The sequence below is a fragment of the Mameliella sp. CS4 genome, assembly GCF_019392335.1.
Classification (GTDB): Bacteria; Pseudomonadota; Alphaproteobacteria; order Rhodobacterales; family Rhodobacteraceae; genus Antarctobacter.
Map to the genome: position 1 here is coordinate 88,070 of NZ_JAHXRQ010000010.1, position 23,563 is coordinate 111,632.

General features: G+C 62.9%; 24 protein-coding genes and 1 pseudogene. 18 read left to right on the top strand and 7 right to left on the bottom strand.

Features of this window, described 5'->3' with window-relative positions; genetic code table 11:
• Window positions 1-2: 2 nt before the first annotated feature.
• From KZZ07_RS13795 to KZZ07_RS13815, 5 genes are read left to right on the top strand one after another with little or no spacing between them, the layout of a single operon-like run.
• On the top strand, window positions 3-1,622 hold the full coding sequence (locus KZZ07_RS13795; RefSeq protein WP_219514867.1) for an AMP-binding protein: 1,620 nt from the start codon (window positions 3-5) through the stop codon (window positions 1,620-1,622).
• The gene (locus KZZ07_RS13800) at window positions 1,622-2,461 is read left to right on the top strand and encodes a tryptophan 2,3-dioxygenase (RefSeq protein ID WP_219514868.1); all 840 of its coding nucleotides are present in this window, start codon (window positions 1,622-1,624) and stop codon (window positions 2,459-2,461) included. The genes KZZ07_RS13795 and KZZ07_RS13800 overlap by 1 nt, the downstream gene beginning before the upstream one ends.
• Window positions 2,458-3,645, top strand: coding sequence for a kynureninase (kynU, locus tag KZZ07_RS13805; protein ID WP_219514869.1), 1,188 nt, complete (start codon window positions 2,458-2,460; stop codon window positions 3,643-3,645). Before KZZ07_RS13800 ends, kynU begins: the two co-directional genes overlap by 4 nt.
• Entirely contained in the window at window positions 3,603-4,052 is a 450-nt protein-coding gene (locus KZZ07_RS13810; protein ID WP_370631163.1) for an acyl-CoA thioesterase, read from the top strand. Before kynU ends, KZZ07_RS13810 begins: the two co-directional genes overlap by 43 nt.
• Window positions 4,049-4,471, top strand: coding sequence for a RidA family protein (locus KZZ07_RS13815; RefSeq protein WP_219514870.1), 423 nt, complete (start codon window positions 4,049-4,051; stop codon window positions 4,469-4,471). The genes KZZ07_RS13810 and KZZ07_RS13815 overlap by 4 nt, the downstream gene beginning before the upstream one ends.
• Here the strand turns inward: KZZ07_RS13815 and KZZ07_RS13820 are convergent.
• Genes KZZ07_RS13820 through KZZ07_RS13830 form a run of 3 tightly spaced genes read right to left on the bottom strand, consistent with a single transcriptional unit; the run spans window position 4,468 to window position 7,253 of the window.
• Complete coding sequence (locus KZZ07_RS13820; RefSeq protein ID WP_219514871.1) at window positions 4,468-5,271, bottom strand: hormone-sensitive lipase; 804 nt, start codon at window positions 5,269-5,271, stop codon at window positions 4,468-4,470. The genes KZZ07_RS13815 and KZZ07_RS13820 overlap by 4 nt on opposite strands.
• Before the next feature lie 16 nt (window positions 5,272-5,287).
• On the bottom strand, window positions 5,288-6,775 hold the full coding sequence (locus KZZ07_RS13825; protein ID WP_219514872.1) for a flavin-containing monooxygenase: 1,488 nt from the start codon (window positions 6,773-6,775) through the stop codon (window positions 5,288-5,290).
• A gap of 13 nt (window positions 6,776-6,788) precedes the next feature.
• Window positions 6,789-7,253 carry a cupin domain-containing protein gene (locus KZZ07_RS13830; protein ID WP_219514873.1) on the bottom strand — a complete coding sequence of 155 codons (465 nt, stop codon included), beginning with the start codon at window positions 7,251-7,253 and terminating at the stop codon, window positions 6,789-6,791.
• Window positions 7,254-7,334: 81 nt separating this feature from the next.
• On the opposite strand from KZZ07_RS13830, the gene KZZ07_RS13835 reads away from it, so the two are divergent.
• Window positions 7,335-8,396 (top strand): AraC family transcriptional regulator, encoded by a 1,062-nt coding sequence (locus KZZ07_RS13835; protein WP_219514874.1) that lies wholly within the window; start codon window positions 7,335-7,337, stop codon window positions 8,394-8,396.
• 114 nt (window positions 8,397-8,510) lie between these two features.
• On the opposite strand, the gene KZZ07_RS13840 is transcribed toward KZZ07_RS13835, so the two are convergent.
• On the bottom strand, window positions 8,511-9,443 hold the full coding sequence (locus KZZ07_RS13840; protein WP_255564345.1) for a LysR substrate-binding domain-containing protein: 933 nt from the start codon (window positions 9,441-9,443) through the stop codon (window positions 8,511-8,513).
• Window positions 9,444-9,538: 95 nt separating this feature from the next.
• On the opposite strand from KZZ07_RS13840, the gene KZZ07_RS13845 reads away from it, so the two are divergent.
• The 7 genes and pseudogenes from KZZ07_RS13845 to KZZ07_RS13875 all read left to right on the top strand — a co-directional run bounded on the left by KZZ07_RS13845 (window position 9,539) and on the right by KZZ07_RS13875 (window position 15,035).
• A complete protein-coding gene (locus KZZ07_RS13845; RefSeq protein WP_219514876.1) occupies window positions 9,539-11,980 on the top strand; it encodes a GcvT family protein in 2,442 nt (813 codons plus the stop codon).
• Window positions 11,981-12,352: 372 nt separating this feature from the next.
• Window positions 12,353-12,505: pseudogene (locus tag KZZ07_RS13850) on the top strand (IS5/IS1182 family transposase); the annotation flags it as partial.
• A gap of 24 nt (window positions 12,506-12,529) precedes the next feature.
• Entirely contained in the window at window positions 12,530-12,751 is a 222-nt protein-coding gene (locus tag KZZ07_RS13855) for a transposase (RefSeq protein ID WP_219514987.1), read from the top strand.
• Between the two features lie 135 nt (window positions 12,752-12,886).
• Complete coding sequence (locus tag KZZ07_RS13860) at window positions 12,887-13,246, top strand: hypothetical protein (protein WP_219514877.1); 360 nt, start codon at window positions 12,887-12,889, stop codon at window positions 13,244-13,246.
• On the top strand, window positions 13,233-13,628 hold the full coding sequence (locus KZZ07_RS13865; RefSeq protein WP_219514878.1) for a phage holin family protein: 396 nt from the start codon (window positions 13,233-13,235) through the stop codon (window positions 13,626-13,628). The genes KZZ07_RS13860 and KZZ07_RS13865 overlap by 14 nt, the downstream gene beginning before the upstream one ends.
• Entirely contained in the window at window positions 13,621-14,001 is a 381-nt protein-coding gene (locus KZZ07_RS13870) for a hypothetical protein (RefSeq protein WP_219514880.1), read from the top strand. Before KZZ07_RS13865 ends, KZZ07_RS13870 begins: the two co-directional genes overlap by 8 nt.
• A 17-nt stretch (window positions 14,002-14,018) precedes the next feature.
• Window positions 14,019-15,035, top strand: coding sequence for an AI-2E family transporter (locus KZZ07_RS13875; protein ID WP_219514882.1), 1,017 nt, complete (start codon window positions 14,019-14,021; stop codon window positions 15,033-15,035).
• A 5-nt stretch (window positions 15,036-15,040) separates the two neighbouring features.
• Here KZZ07_RS13875 and KZZ07_RS13880 read toward each other — a convergent pair whose 3' ends face one another.
• Window positions 15,041-16,279 (bottom strand): DUF2254 domain-containing protein, encoded by a 1,239-nt coding sequence (locus tag KZZ07_RS13880; RefSeq protein ID WP_219514883.1) that lies wholly within the window; start codon window positions 16,277-16,279, stop codon window positions 15,041-15,043.
• Window positions 16,280-16,302: 23 nt separating this feature from the next.
• A complete protein-coding gene (locus KZZ07_RS13885) occupies window positions 16,303-17,154 on the bottom strand; it encodes an alpha/beta fold hydrolase (RefSeq protein ID WP_219514884.1) in 852 nt (283 codons plus the stop codon).
• Window positions 17,155-17,653: 499 nt separating this feature from the next.
• On the opposite strand from KZZ07_RS13885, the gene KZZ07_RS13890 reads away from it, so the two are divergent.
• The 5 genes from KZZ07_RS13890 to KZZ07_RS13910 all read left to right on the top strand — a co-directional run bounded on the left by KZZ07_RS13890 (window position 17,654) and on the right by KZZ07_RS13910 (window position 22,521).
• Window positions 17,654-17,944, top strand: a complete 291-nt coding sequence (locus tag KZZ07_RS13890; RefSeq protein WP_219514885.1) for a hypothetical protein — start codon at window positions 17,654-17,656, stop codon at window positions 17,942-17,944.
• Window positions 17,945-18,259: 315 nt separating this feature from the next.
• Window positions 18,260-19,744, top strand: a complete 1,485-nt coding sequence (gene glpK, locus KZZ07_RS13895) for a glycerol kinase GlpK (RefSeq protein WP_219514886.1) — start codon at window positions 18,260-18,262, stop codon at window positions 19,742-19,744.
• 3 nt (window positions 19,745-19,747) lie between these two features.
• A complete protein-coding gene (locus KZZ07_RS13900; protein WP_219514887.1) occupies window positions 19,748-20,377 on the top strand; it encodes a nucleoside/nucleotide kinase family protein in 630 nt (209 codons plus the stop codon).
• Window positions 20,378-20,513: 136 nt separating this feature from the next.
• Window positions 20,514-21,284, top strand: a complete 771-nt coding sequence (locus KZZ07_RS13905) for an HAD-IIB family hydrolase (protein WP_219514888.1) — start codon at window positions 20,514-20,516, stop codon at window positions 21,282-21,284.
• A 4-nt stretch (window positions 21,285-21,288) separates the two neighbouring features.
• Window positions 21,289-22,521 carry a glycosyltransferase family protein gene (locus KZZ07_RS13910; RefSeq protein ID WP_219514889.1) on the top strand — a complete coding sequence of 411 codons (1,233 nt, stop codon included), beginning with the start codon at window positions 21,289-21,291 and terminating at the stop codon, window positions 22,519-22,521.
• 1 nt (window position 22,522) lies between these two features.
• Here KZZ07_RS13910 and KZZ07_RS13915 read toward each other — a convergent pair whose 3' ends face one another.
• Window positions 22,523-23,503: a LysR family transcriptional regulator gene (locus tag KZZ07_RS13915; protein WP_219514979.1), complete on the bottom strand. Its 981-nt coding sequence runs from the start codon at window positions 23,501-23,503 to the stop codon at window positions 22,523-22,525.
• Between the last annotated feature and the right edge of the window lie 60 nt (window positions 23,504-23,563).

Consider the following 23,563-nt stretch of genomic DNA (forward strand, 5'->3'; position numbering starts at 1 on the left):
TGATGCTAAGGCCTTCTGCACATACAGACACGTTTACGCGTGACAATCTTCCCCCGGCGGAACAGTGGCCGGACCTGATCCTGGACGGCTTCGACTATCCCGACCGGTTGAATGCGGGTTGGGAACTGACCGATGCCATGGTTGAAAAGGGGTTCGGGGATCGCACCGCGTTGATCGGCAACGGACGCCGCCGAACCTACAAGGAACTGTCGGACTGGACCAATCGCCTGGCCCACACTCTGGTGGACGATCTTGGTGTGAAACCGGGCAATCGTGTCCTGATCCGCTCCGCCAACAATCCCGCAATGGTGGCCTGCTGGCTGGCGGCCAGCAAGGCTGGGGCCGTTGTCATCAACACCATGCCGATGCTGCGCGCGGGGGAGCTCGCCAAATACGTCGAGAAGGCCGAAATCACCCACGCCTTGTGCGATACGCGGCTCATGGACGAGATGACGGCCTGTGCCAAGGGCAGTGCGCATCTGACGACCGTGGCGGGTTTCGACGGCACCGCAAACCACGATGCCGAGCTTGACCGCCTGGCCCTGACGAAACCCGTTCAATTCGATGCGGTCCCGACGGCCCAGGACGATGTGGCGCTGATCGGCTTCACATCCGGCTCGACCGGGAACCCCAAGGCGACCATGCACTTTCACCGCGATCTGCTGATCATCGCGGATGGATACGCCAAAGAGGTGCTGGACGTGCAGCCCGATGATGTCTTCGTCGGCTCTCCACCCCTGGCCTTTACCTTTGGGCTGGGCGGGCTGGCGATCTTTCCCTTGCGCTTCGGCGCGACCGCAACCTTGCTGGAAAACGCATCCCCGCCGAACATGATCGAGATCATCGAGACCTACAAAGCTACCGTTTGCTTCACTGCGCCGACGGCCTATCGCGCCATGCTGCGGGCCATGGAGGAAGGGGCGGACCTTTCCTCACTCCGCGCGGCGGTCTCGGCGGGGGAAACGCTGCCGGCCCCGGTCTATGACGAATGGCAGGCCAAGACCGGCAAGCCGATGCTGGACGGGATCGGCGCGACAGAGATGCTGCACATCTTCATCACCAACCGGTTCGAAGACCACAGACCGGCCTGCACCGGCAAGCCAGTGAGCGGCTATGAGGCCAAGGTGATCGGCCCCGATGGTGCCGAGTTGCCGCGCGGCGAAATCGGGCGCCTTGCCATGCGCGGGCCGACCGGTTGTCGCTACATGTTCGGCGAACGCCAGGACGAATATGTCCAGGACGGCTGGAACATCTCGGGCGATGCATTCACGCAGGACGCGGACGGGTATTTCCACTTTGCCGCCCGCAATGACGACATCATCGTCTCGTCCGGTTATAATATCGCGGGACCCGAGGTCGAAGCCGCGCTTCTGGCCCATGACGCTGTGGCGGAATGTGCCGTGATCGGTGCGCCGGATGAAGATCGCGGCGCGATCGTCGAGGCCCATGTGGTTCTGAGCGCCGGAGAGGTCCCGTCGGATGCCCTGGTCAAGCTCTTGCAAGATCACGTCAAGGCCACCATAGCCCCTTTCAAATACCCACGTTCGGTCGTCTTTACCAAGGCACTGCCCAAGACCGAGACCGGCAAAATCCAGCGTTTCAAACTGCGGGGAACGTCGTGATGAGTGGCGGAGCCTATGATCCCGGTACCGGTGGTGCCAAGATGGACTTCAAGGATGCCATGTCCTACGGCGACTACCTGCATCTGGCGCCGATCCTGAGTGCACAGGCCCCACAAAGCGCGGCGCATGATGAGCTTTTGTTCATCATCCAGCACCAGACCTCGGAGCTTTGGATGAAGCTTATCCTGCATGAGCTTGGCGCGGCGCGTGATGCGCTCAGAACATATGACACCACGACCATGTTCAAGATGCTGGCCCGGGTCAGCCGGATCTTCGAACAGCTCAACAATCAGTGGGACGTGCTGCGCACCATGACGCCGGCGGACTATACGACGTTCCGCGAAGCATTGGGCCCGTCATCGGGTTTTCAATCCTACCAGTACCGGATGATCGAATATGTTCTGGGAAACCGGAACCCCAACATGCTGAAGCCTCACGCGCATATGCCGGACGTCCACGCCATGCTGGAGGCCGAGCTGGCGCAACCCAGTTTCTACGACGAGGTTGTGCGGTATCTCTTTCGCACGCTGGACGGCCATGAAGAGAACATGCCCGCCCCGCAACTGGACACGCCGCACGCCGCGCAACCAGAGATCCAAGCCCGATGGAAAACCGTCTACGAGAACATCAACGACTTTTGGTCGCTCTATGAACTCGCCGAGAAACTCGTGGACCTCGAAGATTATTTCCGCCGCTGGCGATTTAACCACGTGACAACCGTGGAACGCGTGATCGGCTTCAAGCGCGGGACTGGCGGCACGGCAGGTGTCTCCTACCTTCGCAAAATGCTCGATGTCGAGCTCTTTCCAGAACTCTGGCACTTGAGAGGTGAGCTATGACTCTTCCCCACAAAGATCGCTTCGAAATTCCCGAAGGCGTGATCTACCTCGACGGCAACTCGCTTGGTCCGTTGCCCAAGGGGGCCGCGGCCCGCGCCGGCGAGGTGATTGCCAGCGAATGGGGGCAGCAGCTGATCAGGGCCTGGAATACGGCTGACTGGATCTCGTTGCCGGCCCGTGTTGGCGACCGGATCGCCGGATTGATCGGAGCGCCTGCGGGGTCGGTGGCCACGGGGGATACACTCTCGATCAAGGTCTACCAGGCGCTGGCGGCCGCACTGAAGATGAACCCCGACCGGCGGGTGATCCTGTCGGACGCGGGCAACTTTCCCAGCGATCTCTACATGGCGCAGGGTTTGATCGGCACAATCGACAAGGGCTATGAGCTGCGCACCCCTGCGCCAACTGACGTGGCCCAAGCCATCACCGATGAGGTCGCGGTGGTGATGCTGACGCATGTCGATTACCGCTCGGGCCGGCTGCACGACATGAAGGCGATCACCGAGAAGGCCCACAGTGTCGGCGCGGTGATGATCTGGGACCTTGCCCACAGTGCGGGCGCGGTCCCTCTGGACGTGGCCGGATCGAATGCCGAATTCGCCGTGGGCTGCACGTACAAGTATCTCAACGGTGGGCCGGGCGCCCCCGCCTTTATCTACGCCCGGCCTGACATTGTTGAGACGGTTGAACCGGCCCTTTCCGGATGGATGGGCCATGACGCGCCCTTTGCAATGGAACTCGGCTATCGTCCGGCCATGTCGACCGAACGTCTGCGCGTCGGCACCCCGCCGATTGTGCAACTCTCCATTCTGGATGCCGCACTGGACGCTTGGGACGGTGTCGACATGGACGACCTTCGGGCGGCCTCCATCGCGCTCTGCGACACCTTTATCGCCGAGGTGGAGGCCCGCTGCCCCGAGCTTACCCTTGCCTCGCCGCGCTCCGGCACCGAGCGTGGCAGCCAGGTTTCTTTTGCCTTTGCGCACGGATACGAGGTGGTGCAGGCCTTGATCGACCGGGGTGTGATCGGGGACTTCCGCGCGCCGGAAATCATGCGCTTCGGCTTTACCCCGCTGTATATCGACACCGCAGACGTGGTTGGTGCCGCGAAAATTCTGGAAGAGGTGGTGAAGGGCGAGCTTTGGCGCGATCCGAAGTATCAGACAAAGTCGAAAGTGACCTGATGCATTTTACCTTCCCGCAAAAGGTGCTGTTCAAACATTGCGACCCCGCAGGTATTGTTTTCTACCCGCGGTTCTTCGAGATGATCAATGACGCGGTAGAGACCATGTTCGGCGATGTTTTCGACTGGCCGTTCGAAGACATGCATCCGGACGCAGGCGTGCCGACGGCGGGTTTCAACGTGCGCTTCAGGCAGCCTTGCCGACATGGTGACCAATTGGATTTGAACCTGACACTGACCCGCCTTGGCGGCAGCAGCCTGTCCCTGACCACCCGTGCGGTGCGGCAGGACGCTGTCTGCTTCGAAGCCGATCAGACCCTTGTCTGCGTTGGCGGCGATGGGCGGCCCGTGCCCTGGCCCGAGCACGTGCGCGCCAAGATCGAAGAACTCATGGAGGCCTCAACATGAAACCGCAAACCATTCATCCCGAAGGGTGGGCGCCCGCCCTTGGGTATGCCAACGGCATTTTGATGCCCGATGGAACACTGCACATCGGCGGCCAGATCGGTTGGGACAAGGACAAGAAATTTGCCGAGGGGGGCTTTATCCCCCAGATGGAACAAGCCCTGGCCAACATCGCCGAGATCGTGCGGGCCGCCGGTGGCGACGTGACGGACGTCGGGCGCCTGACCTGGTTCGTCAAGGACAAGGACGAGTACCTGGCCCATCAGCGCGAGGTCGGCAAAGCCTACCAGCGCGTGTTCGGCAAGCACTTCCCGGCCATGTCCATGATCATCATCAACGACCTCGTCGAGGACGAGGCCCTGCTGGAGATTGAGGCCACCGCCTACATAGATCGCAGCGCCGCGTCGGGCACCTCGGACTAGCCGCCCAATAGCCCTGCACAAAGCGGGGAGTGCGGCGATTTCAGCCCTTCGAGGATCGTGAAGTGATTGTGATCGCCGTCGATGGTCAAATCGGTGGTCGCGTCCAGCCCCTGCCAGATCATGTCCAGCAGACGCGCCTGCCGAATGAATTCGGGACGTTCGCCACCTCCCACCCAGATCGAGACGCGCACACCCGGAACCGGGGTCAGCAAGGCGGGGCTTTCCTCTGTCGCCTCTTCGGCGGTCAGGCGCAGAGTGTCGTTCATCGCAGTCTGCCGCAGCGGGCGCAGGTCGTGCAGGCCGCTGATCGACAGAACCTGTTCCACCCGCGCGATGGTCTGTGCTGACAAGGGGCTGTTGTCACAGATCATGCGCGTGACAAGATGCCCTCCGGCCGAATGCCCGACCAGGTGGATCGGGCCGCCGACGCGTCGGGCGGCCTCTTCTATCGCGGCGGCGACCTGTGTGGTGATTTCGGAAATCCGGGCCTCGGGCGTCAGGGTATAGCTGGGGATGGCGACCGCCCAACCCTGTGCCCGTGCCCCTTCCGCCAGATCTGTCCAGTAGGACTTGTCGAGCCGCATCCAGAACCCGCCATGCACAAAGACCACAAGTCCCTTCGGCGCACCATCGGGCCAGACCAGGTCAAGGGTTTCGCGCTTTGCCGACCCATAGGGAATGTCGGCGTCGATCCTGGTCTGCGCGCGGTAATCCTCGGCGCGCTTTGCCCAGAAACCGGGCAAAGCTGCGGAGCCTTCGACATGACCCATATTGTTGAACGCATCGTCCCAGTCACGCATTGTCGAAGGCTCCTTTTTATCCTGCCTGGTATTGCGGGGTCGAGGCCAGGAATTCTCCGTAAGCCTCCGCGTCGGGGTAAGAGAATTGTTCCGCCAGAGGGTTGGACCGTTTGGCTTTCTTCGCGCCCATATCGGCAAGCAATTCGTCGAAGTGCTTGAAATGGAAGGGCGCGGAACACAATCCGCCATAGACCTGCGCCGCCGGGCGTTCCTTGCGCCGCCAGTCCAGCATCATTTGGATGTTCTCGCGCATCTGGGCCTCGGTCGGTTGATTGGCAAGTTGACCATCAGCGTAACGCACCAGCCAGTTGGCGATCATTTCCGCCGACAACACTGTGCAAAAACTGGAGTTGAACCCGACAAAGCCCATGTCCGGCAGGTCCGGATTCACGGACAGGCGGTAGGTCTTGTATTGTCCGTCCGGCTCGACAAGCTTGGCGCGGTAGGCATCGGGCAGTACAGGAACGCCCAGTTTCCACCCCACGGCCAGAACCGACACGTCGCACCGGACCTTTTCCCCGGTCGTCAGCAGGATACTGTCACCGACATATTTGTCATAGGTGCCCAGGACCAGTTTCAGCTTGCCGCTCTTCAGCGCTTCGAACAATCCCGGCGTGACCAGAGGCAGCGAACACGACGCCTCCTTCTCGATCGGCGTATCGGGAACCATGTTCCATTTCTTCAGGCCAAGCTGCAGCTTCAGCATGGTTTCCAGCCCACGGAAGTTGGCCCAGACCAGAGGCTTGGTGACCGCCGCAAGAACCTTCTTCAGCGGGCCGCGATTCCAGCTGTTGAACTGCATCTCCTGCGCCCGCATGTAGAGCAGGCGTTTGAAATTGATGCCGCCGATGAAATACGGAATGCGCCAGACGTTTTGGCGGTAGACCATCGTCACCTGTTCAGCGCCGTTTTGCACCGCGTTGACCGCGATATCAGTCGCGGATTTCGACCCACCCAGAACCACGACATGTTTGCCCCGGGCAATTTCGGGGTCGGTATATTCCGAAGAGTGCATCACCTGACCGCCCTGGGCGACAAACTCCTCCTGCCCGGGATGGGAAATGATGTTCTTGTAGGAAAACTGACCGGTGCAGATCGCGACGAAATCGAAATCCTGTTTGCGGGTGCGCCCGGCGCTTTCCAGCGTCAGGGTCCAGCCCGGCTGCCCATCGGCGCGCCGTTCCATCCCCACCACGTCGGTGTTGAGCTGAAAGAGCCGCCCCAGTTTGTGCTTGTCGGCGTAGGAGTGCAGATAGGCATGCACCTGCGGCCCCTTGGGCCACTGGGCATAGTCCTCCGGCATGGCCAGATCGGTGTAGCGATAGAGATCCTTGGGGCTTTGGGTCTGAACGCCGGGGTAGGAGCGGCTCAGCTCCCACACGCCGCCAAAGTCATGGCTGCGTTCAAACCCGATCACCCGGTGGCCGCGCTCATCGAATGCCTTCGCCGCGGCAAGCCCAGAGACCCCGCCGCCGATGACGGCGACAGTTTTGCGTTTAACCATGGCTTGTGTCTCCTTATCCGGCGTCCGGCGGGGGCGGCAGGAAATCCACCTCGCGCAGGGCCGAAAGGCGCACCAGCTCTGCCGGATCCGTGACACCGTCCAATTCGCCGAACAGCTCGAACAGCTTGCGCGACGGCGAAACGCCAAAGACGCATTTCGCCTCTTTCCCGGATCGGTTGAAGATACCATGCGCCACGCCCATCGGCATGCGAACCGTGTCGCCAGGTCCGGCCTTGTTTGCTGTCACATTGCCGGTTTCAAAGCCGAATTCGACCTCAAGCTCGCCTTCGAGCATGTAGATCCATTCGTCCTGCGTCGGGTGGACATGAGGCGGAACGAACGTTTCGGCCGGGATGAGCGCGTGCCAGATGAATGCGTTGTCCGACCAAAGCTTGGGCGTATAGATGTGCCCGACGACGTTCCATGCGGTTCCGTCCAGCCCTTCGGCCGACCCGGTGACCCCTTCTCCATTGTACATTTTTTTTGTCTCCCTGTTCGTTGGTGGGACCGAGGGTATTGGAGGCCCGGCCAAACCTGTTATCCAAAAAGCGAATCCAAGTTGCGCGCAACATCCGAAGAGGAAGAAAATGTGCTACGTTGGCAGGTGGAGAGATGCGCGAAACAGATGACAAGACCTGCAAACACAGCTTTGCCTTTGGAAAAGAACCGCCTTTTTCAGTCCGGTGACCTGGACGAGGCGCGGGCTGTGGTCGCTCGCAAGTTTTGTGATCATCGGCTGGATCGGATTTCGCGGTCAGGTCATTTCGATGCGGTACACAATCGTGCCGAAGGTCAGGCGACATCGCTCAACTATATCCAGTACGGGGCCGATGTCGAAATCGAGCCGGGCGAACTTGGGTCCTTCTACCTGGTGCAGATCCCACTGACCGGGCAGGCCCGGATAGACAACTCTGCAGGCGACGTGGAAACCGGCCCGGGGTTGGGCAGTGTCCTGAACCCGCACCGTCATGCGTCGATGCGCTGGCGTGAGGGCTGTTCGCAGCTCCTTCTGCAGATCAATGCGCAGCAGTTGAACCGGGTCGCCGAACGCCTGGTCGGGCGGCCGCTTTCTGGCCAGGTGACCTTTCAAACGGCGGTGGATCAGCGGATGTCGGAAGTCGACAAATGGGTCCAGAAATTGCGGACCTGTTTTTCCCTTGCCGAGAAAGAAGCCGTCTATGCCAAGGGCAATTTGCACACCCAGGCGCTGGTCGAAGAACAACTGATCGAAGGGTTCCTGCTGTGTCAGCCAAGCGACGTCAGCGGCCTGCTGATGCAGGAGAACGAACAGGCCGAAAACGTGCATGTGCGCCGGGCCATGCAGTATATCCATCGCAATCTTGGCGACGTGATGACGGTGGGCGATATCGCGGAAGTCCTGCAGATTTCGCCCCGCTCATTGCAATTGGGCTTCAAAGCAGAACTTGGCGTAACTCCGAAGCAATACCTGCGAGAAGCGCGCCTGCGCCGCGCGCATGCCCTGCTGAAAAGCGGTTCTGGCGACGGCATGATCGGGGATATTTGCGAACAAGTCGGGTTCGGCCATTTCGGGCGCTTTTCGGTCGAATACAAACGCCGATACGGCGAAAGCCCGCACGAAACGCGGCGTAGAAACTGCTAGCGCGTCGTTGAAGTGTGCGAAAGGTACAAGCGGCCTGTCGGATCACCGGACCAAGCCCGGGGAAATCTGGATCTGCCTGAAAAGGCCTGATCCAACATTCCGGGGGCCCTGAATCTATTCCAGCATAGCCAGCTTTTCCCGGTCGTTCCGGGCCTGCTCTATGACCCAGTCACGAAACAGCCGGTGATGGTGCCCGATCTGGCGCTCCGCCGGGGTCACAAGATAGAAATTCTGGCCCGTCGCAACCTTTGTCTTTGCGACGCAGCGCAATCTGTTCTCTTTCACGAACAACCCCACCAGGTGTTCCCATCCGAGCGCGACGCCCTGGCTGAGCAACGCGGCGTGAATGGCTGAATGGTAGTCAGAGAAGATCATTCCCTCATCAAGCCTGCTGTGCGGCTTGCCCGCAGTTGCGAACCACCCCGCCCAGTCCATCCTGTTGCGCTTGGCTTCGATCGCATGCAGCAAAGTCGCTTTGTGCAGGGAGTTGATGTCCAGCACTTCCGGATGCGCTGCAACATATTCCGGTGAGGCCACGGCATAGAGCACTTCAGGGGCGTATTCCCAGGCTTTTACATCATGCCAATTCCCGTCTCCCAGCCGGCTTGAGAAATCAAATTCCAGTTCGGCCGGGTTCGGCCGACCGCTGTATTCGGAAATCCTGAAAGTGATGTCCGGGTACCTGCGGGTGAACTCCGACAGCCGCGGCAGCAGCCACATCGAAACAAAGCTTGAAGAGAAGACAAGGCGAAGAACAGTCTCGGCGGCGTCCTCACTTGCCTGGTTCGTCACTTCGAACAACCTGGAAAGCGACACACTGATTTCGGCGCAAACCTCGCGCCCTTTGACAGTGTATGCCAACCCGCCTGGACGTCGCTCGAACAGTTCGAACCCAAGGTTTTCCTCTGCCAACCTGATGGATTTGCTGACCGCTGGCTGAGACAGACCGAGCTCGCGCGCCGCGCTTGTAAAGCTCATGTGCCGTGCCACTGCATCAATGGCGTACAGGCAGGTCAGGGAAGGAAGGATTCGTCTAAGCGGGCGCATAACTTCAAGTTATATCCCTCGTGACCATTTTTGAAGATCACAAGTCGCAACTTCCCTTCTAAGAGTCTGAGGAAAGCGCGCTTGAAGGAAATGCCATGCGATCACATGCGAAAGTCGTCGTCGTTGGAGGTGGATGTGTCGGGGCATCCATACTGTACGGCCTGACCGAAAACGGCTGTTCAGACGCCGTTCTGCTCGAGCGCAGCCAATTGACCGCCGGGTCAACCTGGCATGCCGCCGGGCTGCTGGTTACCTTCGTGCGGTCGCATGTCATCAGCCAGATGACAATGGAGACGATCCGTATTTACGGAGAGGTCGAGGAAAGGCTTGGGTCCTCTTGCGGATTGCGCAAGGTGGGTCAATTGCGCGTTGCCAACACTCAGAAACGCTGGGACGAGTTCCAAAGCTACATCGGCGTTGCCGAAGCAGCGGGCGTTCCGGCACAGCTGCTGACCCCCGAAGAAGTTCAGGAAAAGCACCCCTTCCTATCGCCCAATGAGAACATCTATGGCGGCATCCTGCATCCCGAGGATGGCTACATCAACCCGGCCGATATTACCCAAGGCCTGGTGCGCCTGGCGCGCGATAAGGGGGCAAAAGTTTATCAGAACACCGAAGCCCAGTCCTATGAGAAGCTGCCGGATGGGGGCTGGAAGGTTGTGACATCCAAAGGCGAGATCACATGTGATCACCTGGTCTTTGCGACGGGCAACTACGCGCGTGAAAACGCCAAACGGGTGGGGCTGGATCTGCCGTGCATTCCGATTGTGCACCAGTACTGGACCACCGAGGTTGTTCCCGAATTGAAGGAACGCAAGGCTGCCGGGCTGCCGGAATTTCCGATTCTGCGGGATGAGGACTATGGCGCCTATCTGCGGGAGGATGTGGGCGCCTTCCAGTTTGGTCCCTACGAATTTGAAAAAGACCTGAAACTCTTTGCCGTCGACGGTGTTCCCAAGGACTTTGGCGCCGATCTGCTGCCGGAGGATTTCGACGCGGTCGAAGGGCAGTGGGAACAGGCCTTGGCCCGTGTGCCGGCCCTGGGCGAAGTCGGCATCAAGTCCAATACACGCGGTCCGTTCCAAATGACGCCGGACGAACTGCCGTTGTGCGGCCCCGCACCGGGTCATGATGACTTGTGGCTGGCCGAAGGCGTGCCAGGCGGCATTCTCTGGGGCGGCACCATGGGCGAACGTCTCAGCCGCTGGATTCTGAATGGCGAGCCGGGAATTGACATGTCGCCGCTCGACCCGCGCCGTTTCGGGAATTATGTCACCAAACGCTGGACGGCGGACAAGGTGCGTGAAGTCTGGGGGAGGCACATGCATGCCCACACCCCGGGCGAAGATTACCCGGGCGCGCGTCTGCTCAAGACCGTTGGCTCCTACGACCTCCTGACCGCAAAAGGTGCGGTCTGGACCTCGCTGAACGGGTACGAATTTCCCAGCTGGTTTGCGCCTTCGCCAGAACTGGCCGTACCGGAATTCAGTTTCCGCAAGACCAAGCACATGAAGTATGTCGAAGCCGAAGTGCGCGCCACTCGAACCACGGTTGGCCTGATCGATATGTCGCCCATGACCAAGTTCTGGGTGCGCGGCCCCGGAGCGGCGGCCTGGCTCGACAGGATCATGGCAAACAGTCTGCCCAAAGCCGGGCGTGTGACCCTGAGCGTGGCCTGCAATGCCAAGGGCGGGATCGACGCGGAATACACCATCGTGCGCTATGGCGATGACGCGTTCTACCTGGTCAGCACACCCACCGGCGAAATCTACAACTTTGACCAGCTCTCGCGTCTTTTGCCGCAGGACGGCAGTGTGACACTGGATAATGTCTCTGAGCAAATGGGTGTCATCGCGATTGCCGGGCCGAAATCGCGCGAAATCCTACAGCCGCTGACCGACAACGATCTTTCAAACGAGGCCTTCCCCTGGCTGTCTGCGCAAATGGGTGAAGTCGCCTATGCCCGGGATGTGCACCTTATCCGGGTCAGCTACACCGGGGAACTGGGATGGGAACTGCATCATCCCGTCGCCTATAACCGTCATCTGGTGGACACACTCTTGAAGGCGGGTGAGCCGCACGGGCTTGTGCCTTTTGGCCTCAAGGCACTGGACTCCATGCGCTTGGAGAAATCCTACCGCGCAATTCACCGCGAGCTGGCACAGGACATCACGCCGCTGGAGGCGGGCCTTGGCCGGTTTGTGAAGCTGAACAAGGGCGAGTTCACAGGGCGCGAGGCTTTGACGAAACAGGCTGCGGCCGGACTGGAGCGCGTGCTTGTCACTCTGAAGCTGCCCTCCTGCGACACATCCGTCATTGCCGATGAAGGCGTTTACTGTGACGGAAAGCTGGTCGGCCGTGTGACTTCGGGCGGGTTCTCCTACCATTTCGGTCACGACATCGCGATGGCCCTGGTGTCCCCCGACATGTCCGAGGACGGCACCAGCCTTCAGGTTCTGATCCACAACGAAATGCGCGACGCCACGGTGGTCCAAGACAGCCTGTACGATCCTACCAGCGCCAAGGCGCGCCTTTGACGAACGAGGTTGATTTCGGCGAGAAAAGCTGGCGGCGCCCGTCTGTCCGCTGAGATTGAACAGGGCTGTCGGCCCGGTTCAATCTGTTGGGGCCGGAAGGTGTGCAGAGCATCCACAACGCCGCGATGGAGCGTCTTACATCCACAGGCGTGACCCTCCGCGACGGCTTTATTGCGCAAAGGCCGGGGGGATTCATCTCGGGATTACAGCATGGTAGCTGTCCTGCAGGAGCAGACCCATCCCGCCGAACCACAAGACCAAGAACGGGCCGGCCTATAGCGAAACGCTGAAACAGCGTGGCTCCCTGCCCGGCAGGGTCATGCACAACATGATCCCGAGCGGGGCGTGGATGAACCGAGGTCGGGGGCCCACGCCATAGAGGACACCGGCCGCACCATCGGCGATGCGTAAAGACCGCCCGAACTCCTTGACCATACCCCCGCTGATGAGCAGATCGGCTCGGTCACCGCGGATGGCGCCCACGACACCCGCAAATGCCACGACGCCGTCTCGCATCGTGGCGCCCAACCGAATGCCAGGGTCCTGCGGTTGCCCGATCCCGATCGAAATGGATCGGATCAAGTATCTCAAAACGTGGTCGAACGGGATCACCGCACCATCAAGACGCCGGCCCGCCCCAAGTTCGGCTTCACCTCCTTTGCATTGGCCTCGGCAAGGCTTGCAGGGGGCGAGGTGGCGAACATGAACCGCAAAGGTCCGTCGACGCCCGGAGCCTGTCTGTTTGCCCAGTTCGCGGCGCTGGCGGCCTGACAGAAGAAGATCAAAGATCGTTCCCGATCAGCGCCGAAGTCTGCGACAGAACCGTTCCCGAAAGCGACAGGCAGGAACCTTTCGCGCCACCAACCGTTCTCTTTGCAACGGACGCAATCCAGGGGACACCTTCCGATGACCCGCAAGACGCAAGACCGCAAACGCTCTCGTTCCACAGGAAAGAAGGACGCCGCGCGTGATGCGGGCGCATTGGCACTGCGCGCCGGAGCGGGCGGTCCTGCGGGATTGATCTCGCAGGCGATGGGCGTTGCCCGCCGCTACCCGGCCCTGGCCGTGGCGGCAGGCATGCTGGCGGGCTACGCGGCCGGGCGCCGGGCGCAGCGGCGCGGGACGCTGATGCCACCCCGCGACACCAAGGTGCGCGACGCCTGGGCACCGCAGAACAGCGGCGCACGAGGGCCTCATCCCCCGGCGCAGGATCACCGGAACCTGTTGGCGCGGATGCAGCTGGAGGAACGCAATGAGCGGTCCTGACCTGCGTGACGCGCCGCGCATCCTGACCGAGGTGCTGCGCCATCTGACGTCCCTGGTGCAAAGCGAGATGCGCCTGGCTCGTGCGGAGATCGGGGAAAACCTGTCTCGTGCCGGGACAGGGCTGGTCTTCTATGGTCTGGCTCTGGTCCTGACCATCGCGGGGCTGAACGCGTTGGCCACGGCGGGCATCGCCTGGCTGGAAACGCGTGGTCTGACGCTGGTTGAGGCGGCAGGTGGCATGGGCGGCGGCCTGCTGGTGCTTGCGCTTTTCTGCGTGCTGATCGCCCGCAAGCGCATCAATGCCCGGGTCCTGACTCCCCGGCGCAGCCTCAACAACGTCAAACGCGATCTGGAAACCCTGCAGGAGGTCCGCCGTGGCTGAGATCGAAAAGCTCGAAATGCGCGCCGCCGAAGACCGTGCCCGGCTCAAAATCGCGCTGGAGGCGCTGGGCAGCAGCACCAGCAAGAGCGCCATCGCCGCCCCGCTCACCGGTGCCGCGATGGGTCAGGCCGGACGCCTGGGCCGGGGCGCTGTCGGAGCGGCGGGCCGCAACCCGACCGCCGCGGCGCTGATCGGCCTTGGCGTGGGCCTGTTCGCCACGGGCACGGGCGCGCGCGGCTCGACAGCCGTCAAGGACGAGACGCCCAAGAGCCGTGCGCCGATGCTGACCGCCGGGGCGCTGATCCTCGGGGCCGGTGCGCTGGCCGGCGCATTTCTGCCCGGCCTGGGCCGTGACAGCCACGGCGACGATTGACCTTCGGGACCTGAACCATGCTCACCACCGTTCTCAGCGAACGCGCGCAGCGCGTGATGCTGCTGATCCTCACCGTGATCGCGCTCACCGGCGCCCTGCACCTGGGCCAGCAGCTCTTGGCCCCCATCGTCTTCGCGGTGGTGCTGGGCATCGTCGTCTCGCCGCTGGCCGAGCGCCTGACCGACGTGGGCGTCCCGCGGGTCGCGGTGGCGATCCTGTTGCTGCTGGTCACGACCAGCCTGATCGCACTGCTGATCCTGATGATCGAGCCGCTGCTCAACATGTTCATCGAACAGTTGCCCCGGCTCAAGGCGGCGGCGACCCGCTGGATCGCCTCGGTCTCTGACGTGCTGCGCGGGATCGAGACCATCAGCGAGGAAATCGAAGGGGCCAAGCCCGCCGCCGAGGACGCCGAAAGCGCCCTGCCCACGGTGCGCGATGCGCTGTGGATGGCGCCCAACTTCGGCGCACAGTTCTTTGTATTTGTCGGCACGCTGTTCTTTTTCGTCCTGACCCGCAACGATCTGTATTCCGCGGTCGGCCCGCTGGAACCGAAACTGCGCAAGGCGGATCGCGCCGTGGCCCGCTATTTCGCCGCCGTGACTCTGGTCAACACCGGGCTGGGCGTCGTGACCGCGTTGATCATGCTGGCGATCGGGGTCGATTACCCGATGCTCTGGGGGCTTGCGGCGGCAATCCTGAACTACATGCTTTACCTTGGGCCGTTGTTGGTCATCTTCAGCCTGGCCATCGCCGGGTTGCTGCAATTCACCGGGGCGATGTCCCTGTTGCCGCCTGCCTTGTTCCTCGTGGCCAATTTCACCGAGGCGAATTTCGTCACACCCTGGGTCGTGGGGCAGAGGCTGGCCATGAACCCGCTGGGCGTCTTCGTGGCCATCGTCTTTGGCCTCTGGCTCTGGGGGCCGGTGGGGGCGATCGTTGCCCTGCCTGTAATGCTGTGGTTTGGCGTGATCATTCGGCCCGAGATGCTGCACAGGTCGCGTGAGGCAGAGCATCTGCAAGCGGCAGAGTAAGGTGGTCAGGCCCCCAGATCGGAGAGAGTGTCGGTCAGCCGTTGCCGTTCTCTGTCGGTCATCAGCCCGGCCTCACCGTGGGCGCGCAAATCCTCCAGGAGGTCGGCGATGACCTCGCGTCCCGCCTCTGGCATCTGGCCGCGCAGGCGCACCAATGCCGCCGCCACTGCGGCCAGCACGTCACCAAATCCCGCCGCGTCGCGGGTGATGTCGCGAAACCCTGCCTCGACCAGGTCACCGGCGCCCAGTTCGCCCAGGAACACCCGGTCATAGATGGGGCCCTCGGTCTTGGAGGTATTCAGGGCCCAGTCCCACAGTAGCCGTTCCAGCCGCGCGATCACGTCGATGGCGGTCTTGGGGTCATTGATCCCGGGGGACAGCGCCTTTGAGGCGGATTCCCTCAGCGCCTGCAGGGCATAGGCCGGGTCCTGATCGTAGGTCCGGTCGGTGGCAAGCAGGAAACAGGCGGCGAACTTCTTGGCCTCATCGCACCCGCGCAACAGGCCCAGCCGCTGGTTGCGAAGGACGATGTCGCCGGGCAGGTGGTCCAGAAAGACCTGGGCGTCATGGGTTTTCGCCAGCTTTTGCAGTTCATCCATGTCGATGCGTCGCAGAAAGCCCGAGCGCGGCGCCTCGATGGTCACGCCGTCTGTTGGCATCTCTTCCAGCTTGCACCCCCCCAGCCGGGGCAGGCGCCGCTGTTGGTACAGGATCTCGCGCGCGGTCTGTTCTGCGCGCAACAAAGCGTATTCCAGGCTGCCGATCCTGGACAGCTGCCCGATCCAGCGTACCAGCGAGACGACGATGGCGGCCACCACAAAGACCGTGACGGCAAAGACGATCACCGACGCGCTGTCCGAATAATAGCCCGAGCGGTAGAGGATGATCGAGGACAGGGCAAAGACGAAGGCGCCGATGAAGGTTGCCAGCATCGTCTGGGTCGAGGTGTCCTCCATCAGCAGGCGGTGAATGCGGGGCGTGGTCTGCTGGGCCAGCGTGCGGTGTGTCGACACCATGACCCCCAGCGAAAAGGTGGCCACCGCCAGCATCCCGTTGGCCAGGATGGTCAGGATCGGCAGGGTGGCATCCTCGGAGAAGCGGTCACGCGGGCCGTCCGGGATCAACGGCCCCAGCAGTTCCGCCGAGAGCGCCGCCAGCACCGACAATGCGGACAGCAAGGCAACCCGGACCCAGAGGATCCGGCTGATCCGACGTAGGGTCAGCATGGTCTGGATCAGTTTCATCGTGTGCTTGCCCGCCATGCCGGTCAGCAGGCCACCATTCGGGGGGAATGGTCAAGCGCAAGCCAGCCGCGCAGCGCGCGGGCAAAGGTGCGGGGATGCTCCATAAAGGGCAGGTGCCCGCCGGGAACAAGCCGCGCCTGCGCCTGCGGCAGGCGCCGCAGCAGCTTTATCTGGTGATGCGGCGGGACGACCGTATCCTGGCGTCCAATCACCGCGAGGCAGGGCTGGGTGATCTCGGTCATGTGCCCGGTGATGTCCTGGTCCAACACCCACTTGCCGAACTGGCGGATCGCCTCGGGATCGCGATGTTGCAGGGCCAGGCGCATCTCGTCCGGCACATCGGCGGCGGCCCTGCGCGGCAGCACCGTCGCCAGCGCGCGCTCGAAATTCCCGCGCGTGGCAAGGCCAAGACGCCACATCATCGGCAGCGACAAGCGCCCGGCAAGGTCGTGCGACAGGATTGCCGCGCCGATGTCGCGCGGCAGGTCGCGGTGACCCGTGACCGGCGCCCCCACCAATACCAGAGAGCGCACGAGGTCCTGAGCACGGCGCGCCAGCAGCAGGCTGACCAGCCCTCCGCTGGAATGGCCCACAAGATGCACGGGGCGCCCGCCGGAAAACGCCGCGATCCGCTCCAGCATCGTGTCCAGCCACTTGCCCGAGGCCAGATCCTGCGTGACCGTCTCCGCGTCTTCGTTCGGCCCGTGGCCGGGCAGGTCCAAAAGCAGCCGGTTGCCCAGCCCCATATCGCGGCATAGCGGCAGCCAAGCCTCGCATGTCATGAAAAGGCCGGGCAGAAAGACCAGCGGGTCGCCTAGGGGTGGAGACGTCGTTCCGGGCGGGCGGTGACAATCGGGCAGGGAAATCGCGTTCATCGGGACCCTTGGGCTATCTTTCTGGGCTGTCTGCCAGGGCCATGCCTCCGGCATGAAGCCAACGCGGCGTGCCTCTCTGCGGTTCCGGCGCGGAGTTCTTGGCGCGAAAATCCCGGTCTGGCGGAACTTCTTCTGCGCTGCATGCGTTGAGTTCGCGAAGACGGCGGAAGGAGGTCCCCGTCCTGCGGCAGATGTGCCTGCAGCGACAAGAGCCCTCCGCCGGGGTGCCGCAAGCTGCGGTGCCGTAAAGGCGGTCAAATCGCCGTGTGGAGGATGGAACGCGATGAACACGATCACGGCACCAGCACCCCAACGGGGCCTGTCGCACGCATCTTCCCCCTTTTGCGGGCGGCACTGCCCCCCCATGTCCATGCAGATGCGGCGCTAGCGCGAAACCACCCAGATCCGCAGATTTCGACAAACGACCAGGCCGAGGTGGCCTGGCCGACAGGGCGCGTTTTGCCCGAACCCGACGAACCAGAGAACAGGAGGCAGCCAAATGCTCCGTATTCTTGCCTTTTCCCTCGCCGCCACGTTGATGGTCGGCACTGCCGAGGCGCAGGTGCGCGACGCGCTTGCCTCTGATCTGCGGAATTTCGTCGAGGCGTTCGAGCTTGCACAGGTGCCGGACGCAGAACAGGCCCGACTGCGGGTGATCGTCGATCATCCCGAGGCCTCGCATGTGGCCAAGGTCATGGCGATCCATGAGATCCTTCAGAACAATGGCGCCCTGCGCCACGTGGACATGCACGGCGACGCGCCGACGCTGCATTCGTCCCTGCTCGACTGACGGCGACCAACTCGCAGCTGAAAAAGCCGCGCACCTCTACGGGTGCGCGGCTTTTCATTTTCATTCGAGATTGGAAAAAAAGAACGCCCCCGCCGAAAATTGGCGGGGGCGATTGTTGCGGGCGTTGGGGGATGAGGGATCTGCGCCCGCAGATGACGTGCCCGTCACAAGGGAAATTCACCGGGCGGCAATTGGTTCCCGCCCGGTGAATCTTTTCTTCACGGGCAAGGGGCCTTGCCCCGGCCCGGACCGTTGCGCCAAGCTGGGGCAGGGGCAATCGGAGAAACCGGGCCGCATCCGGGGGTGGAGCAGAGATTGGGACATATTCTTGCGATCGACCAGGGCACCACGTCCAGCCGCGCGATCCTGTTCGATTCCGACCTGCGCATCGCGGGCCTGGCGCAAGAGGAGTTTCCACAGCACTACCCGGCCTCCGGTTGGGTCGAACATGACCCCATGGATCTCTGGGCCACCACCGCCGCCACCTGTCGCGCTGCACTGGAAAAGGCGCGCGTCCGGGCGACAGAGGTGGCGGGCATCGGCATCACCAACCAGCGCGAGACGACGCTGGTCTGGGACCGGGCCACCGGCAAGCCGATCCACAATGCCATTGTCTGGCAGGACCGGCGCACTGCCGATCTCTGCCGGAGACTGAGGGACGCGGGCCGGGAACCCTCCGTGACAGAGACGACGGGCCTGCTGCTCGATCCCTATTTCTCGGGCACGAAACTGGCCTGGCTGCTGGACAACGTCGAAGGCGCCCGCGCGCGGGCCGAGGCGGGTGATCTGCTGTTCGGCACGGTTGATACCTGGCTGATCTGGAACCTGACCGGAGGCGCGCGCCATGTCACCGATGCCACCAATGCCGCGCGCACAATGCTGTTCGACATTCATACCGGCACCTGGTCCGAAGACATGTGCCGGATGCTGGACATTCCCCTGGGGATGCTGCCCGAGGTGCTGGATTGCGCCGCCGATTTCGGCATGACGCGCGCCGATCTGTTCGGCCGCGAGATCCCCATCCTTGGCGTTGCGGGCGATCAACAGGCGGCCACCGTCGGGCAGGCCTGTTTCGCACCGGGAATGCTGAAATCGACCTACGGGACCGGGTGTTTTGCCCTGCTGAACACCGGCGACACGCCCGTGATTAGCCAGAACCGCCTGCTGACCACCATCGCTTATCAACTTGACGGCCAGCGGACCTATGCGCTCGAAGGGTCGATCTTCATCGCGGGCGCCGTGGTGCAATGGCTGCGCGACGGGCTGCGCCTGATCCGGGAGGCCTCAGAGACACAGGCCCTCGCAGAGGCGGCGGACGAGGGCCAGCAGGTGATCCTTGTGCCGGCCTTCACCGGGTTGGGGGCACCCTATTGGAACGCCGATTGCCGGGGTGCTGTCTTTGGCCTGACGCGCAATTCCGGCCCGGCGGAATTCGCCCGTGCCGCGCTGGAATCCGTCGGCTATCAGACCCGCGACCTGTTGGAGGCGATGCAGGCGGATTGGGCTGCCAAGGGTGAAACAGCGCTTCGGGTGGACGGGGGCATGTGCGCCTCGGACTGGACGATGCAGTTCCTGTCGGACATCCTGGGCGCGCCGGTGGATCGGCCCAGGGTGTTGGAAACCACCGCGCAGGGCGCCGCATGGCTGGCCGGTCAACGCGCGGGCGTCTATCCTGACATGGCTGGCTTTGCCGAGACCTGGGCGCTGGACCGCCGGTTCGAACCGCAGATGGCCCAGGACGACCGCACCCGGAAATACACTGCCTGGAAACGCGCCGTCGCCGCGGCGCAGGAGGTCTGACCGATGATCCCCGAAACCCATCTCCGCGACATCACCGACCGCCTGTCGGCGATCACGCCCAAGGGGCGCCGCCTGATGATCGCCGTGGCCGGTCCGCCGGGCTCGGGCAAGTCCACCCTGGCCGAGGCGCTGGTCGACCGGATCGGCCCCGAGGCGGCGCTGATGCCGATGGACGGGTTTCACCTTGATGACCGCCTGTTGGAACCGCGCGGGCTGTTGCCGCGCAAGGGGGCCCCGGAAACCTTTGATTTCCACGGGCTGAAGGCCGCGCTGGGGCGCGCCGCCTCGGACCCATCGGTGATCCTGCCGGTCTTTGACCGCGCGCGAGAGATCGCCATCGCCGGCGCGCAGGAGATCGGCCCAGAGACGCGCGTCGTGGTGGCCGAGGGCAACTACCTGTGTTTCGCAGAGCCGCCCTGGTCGGATCTGATGCCGCTCTGGGACCTGTCTGTTTTCCTTGAGGTGCCCGAGGCAGAGCTGGAGCGCCGCCTTGTCGACCGCTGGCTGGGGTTCGGGTATGACGCAGAGACCGCGCAGCGCAAGGCTCTGGCCAATGACATCCCCAATGCCCGCCGCGTCATGGCCGAGCGTGAGACCGTGGATATCGTCTTGCGTCAGACGGACTCTGCCTGAAAATCGGGCATAGAGCCGTATTTCAGGTCATTTGCACATCTATTGGGCGCGATGATTGGGCCGGGCGGACCGCCTCTGGTCTGTCCTGCACGGCGCGGCCATAGTTCGGGCATGGGTGGGATGAACGGTTGACCGTGTGAGCAAACTCGTTGTCTTCAGCGATCTGGACGGAACGCTTCTGGATCACGCGAATTACTCTTTCGCCCCGGCGCAGCCCGCGCTGGACGCACTGGCGGCGCGGGGCATTCCGCTGATTCTTGCCACCTCCAAGACGGCTGCCGAGGTTGCCGTTTTGCATGAGGCCCTGTCCCTGGGCGACTGGCCCGCCATCGTCGAGAATGGGGCCGGCATTTATCGTCCGGGACGCGCTGGCGGGGATGCCGCGCCCTATGCCGCCCTGCGGTCCGCTCTGGACGCCTTGCCGCCGGACTTGCGCGCGCCGTTCAGGGGATTTGGCGACATGAGTGACGCCGAAGTGGCCGAAGTCACCGGCCTGTCTCCCGAGGCCGCCGCGCTGGCGCGCCAGCGGCAGCACTCCGAGCCGGGCCTCTGGCAGGGGGACGAGGCCGCGCGGCAGGGCTTTCTCGATGCCTTGGCCAAACGGGGCATCGCGACCCGGTCCGGGGGGCGCTTCCTGACGCTGTCACATGGGCGGACCAAGGCGGATGGCCTGCGCGAGATTTCCGCCGAACTGGGGGCCGAACGAACACTGGCGCTGGGCGATGCCCCCAATGACACCGACATGCTGCAGGCGGCCGACCTGGGCGTCATCGTCCGCAACGACCACGGCCCCGGCATCCCGCCCCTTCCGGGCGAGGCCCAAGGCACTATCCGGCGCACCGCGCGTCCCGGCCCGGAAGGCTGGAACGTGGCGGTCCTGGCCATCCTGAACGACATAAAGGACTGATCTCATGTCTGATTTCCATCAGAACGGCAATATCGCGCAGTTTCACAACCTGCGCAGCCGCCCCCTGGAAGAGCTGATCTACGAGATCGAGACTTACGCCCAGACCCGCAAGATCACGCTTGTCCTGCCCTGTCTCTACTCCGAGCTCGAAGGCCCCGCGATGGGCAATATCCTCGATGAGCTGAGCAAGGTCACCTACCTGCACCGGATCATCATCGGGCTGGACCGCGCCGACGAGCACCAGTTCCGCCGCGCCCGCGACTTTTTTGCCCGACTGCCGCAAGAGCACGTGGTCCTGTGGAACGACAGCCCCCGCATGTCCGAACTGGACGCCAAGCTGGCCGAAATGGGTCTGGCGCCGCAGGAACAGGGCAAGGGCAAGAACATGTGGACCTGCATGGGCTACCTGATTTCCTGCGCCGATACCTCGGTCATGGCGCTGCACGATTGCGATATCGTCACCTACCAGCGCGACCTGCTGGACCGGCTGGTCTACCCGGTGGTGAACCCCAACTTCCGCTACCAGCTGTCCAAGGGCTATTACCCGCGCATCGGCGACGGCAAGCTGAACGGGCGCGTGACCCGCCTGCTGGTCTCGCCCCTGTTGATCGCACTGAAACGCACCATCGGCGACCGCGATTACATCGACTACCTGCGCGCCTTCCGCTATCCGCTGTCGGGAGAGTTTGCCCTGCGCACCTCGCTCTTGCCCGACCTGCGCATCCCCTCGGACTGGGGGCTGGAAATCGGCGTCTTGTCAGAGGTCTGGCGCAACCTTGGCCGTCACTCGGTCTGCCAGGTGGAAATCGCGGATGCCTATGACCACAAGCACCAGCAGGTCAGCGAAGAGGATGCCGCCACGGGCCTCAACCGCATGTCGATGGATATCTGCAAGGCGATCTTTCGCAAGCTGGCGGCGGATGGCACTGTCTTTACGCCCAATGTCTTCCGCGCGCTCAAGGCCACCTATTACCGCGTGGCGCTGGACCTGATCGAGTTCTACGACAACGACGCCAAGATGAACGGGTTGACCATCGACCGCCACCGAGAGGAACTGACGGTCGAACTGTTCGCCAACAACATTGTCGAGGCGGGCAAGGTCTTTCTCGAAAAGCCGAATGAGACGCCCTTTGTCCCGAACTGGAGCCGTGTGAACGCTGCCGATCCGGGGATCGTGGGGGAATTGCGCGCGGCCGTCGCGGCGGACAACGAGGAATATGCGCCGATGACCTTTTGAGTCAGCGGTAGGTGCGCTCTTCCATCGGGGTGGCCTCAATGGCTTCCAGCAGGGCGGTCAGCAGCAGGTCCTCGGCCCGGTTCTTGATCGCTTTCGGGTTCCAGACCACATGCACGTCGATGGCGGGCAGGTCGGTGTAGGGCGGCAATTGCCACAGCAACCCGTCCCGCACGTCGCGCGCCGCGACGTGGACGGGCAGGGGGCCGATGCCCAGCCCGGCGATGATCATGCGGCGGACCTCTTCGAGGTTGGTGGACACGCCGGTGATTCGCTGGCCCAGGTCGGCCTGGGCCCGCATCAAGGTGACGGGCCGCAAGACGTCCTGCAGCCGGTCGGTTTCGAAACTGACGGACCCCAGTCCCGCAAGATCGCTGATCGTGAGGTCGTCACGGCCGAAAAACGCATGTTCCGGCCCGCAGAACAGGCCGAAATACTCGCGGTAAAGGCGCCGGTATTCCAGCTTGGGGCTGTGGTCCCGCACCAGGCAGATGGCAAACGAGGCGCGCTTGGCCAGTACCTCGGCGCTGGCCTCGGCGCTGGAGCGGACCTCGATCGACAGGCTGGCGCGGGGGTGGGATCGGTGGAACGCGGCCAGCGTCTGATCAAAAACCGGGCAGATGACGTGACTGGCCACCTCGATCTTGACGTGCCCCTGCACCTCGTCCGTCAGCTCGCGCACCAGCGTCGACAGGCGCAGGACAGAGCCGTTGATTTCCACCGCCTCGCGGTACAGCAGGCGGCCGGCATCGGTCAGCTGGAAATGCCCCGGAGAACGGTTCACCAGTTTCCGACCGATCCGGTCCTCAAGTCTTTGAAGTGCCGCGGAAACTGACGGTTGCTTGAGCCGCAGTCGCTGTGCCGCTTCGGTGATGGAATGGCTGTCCGCCAGCACCACGAAAGTGCGCAAGAGGTTCCAGTCCAATTCGCGGGCGATACGCTCTGGTTCATAGCGTGGGTCTCTTGCGGGATCACCGGGGGTCATAGACATTATCTATAGTCATCATTCCGCTTATCTATTTGATCTATGATTGCCCGCTTCGCA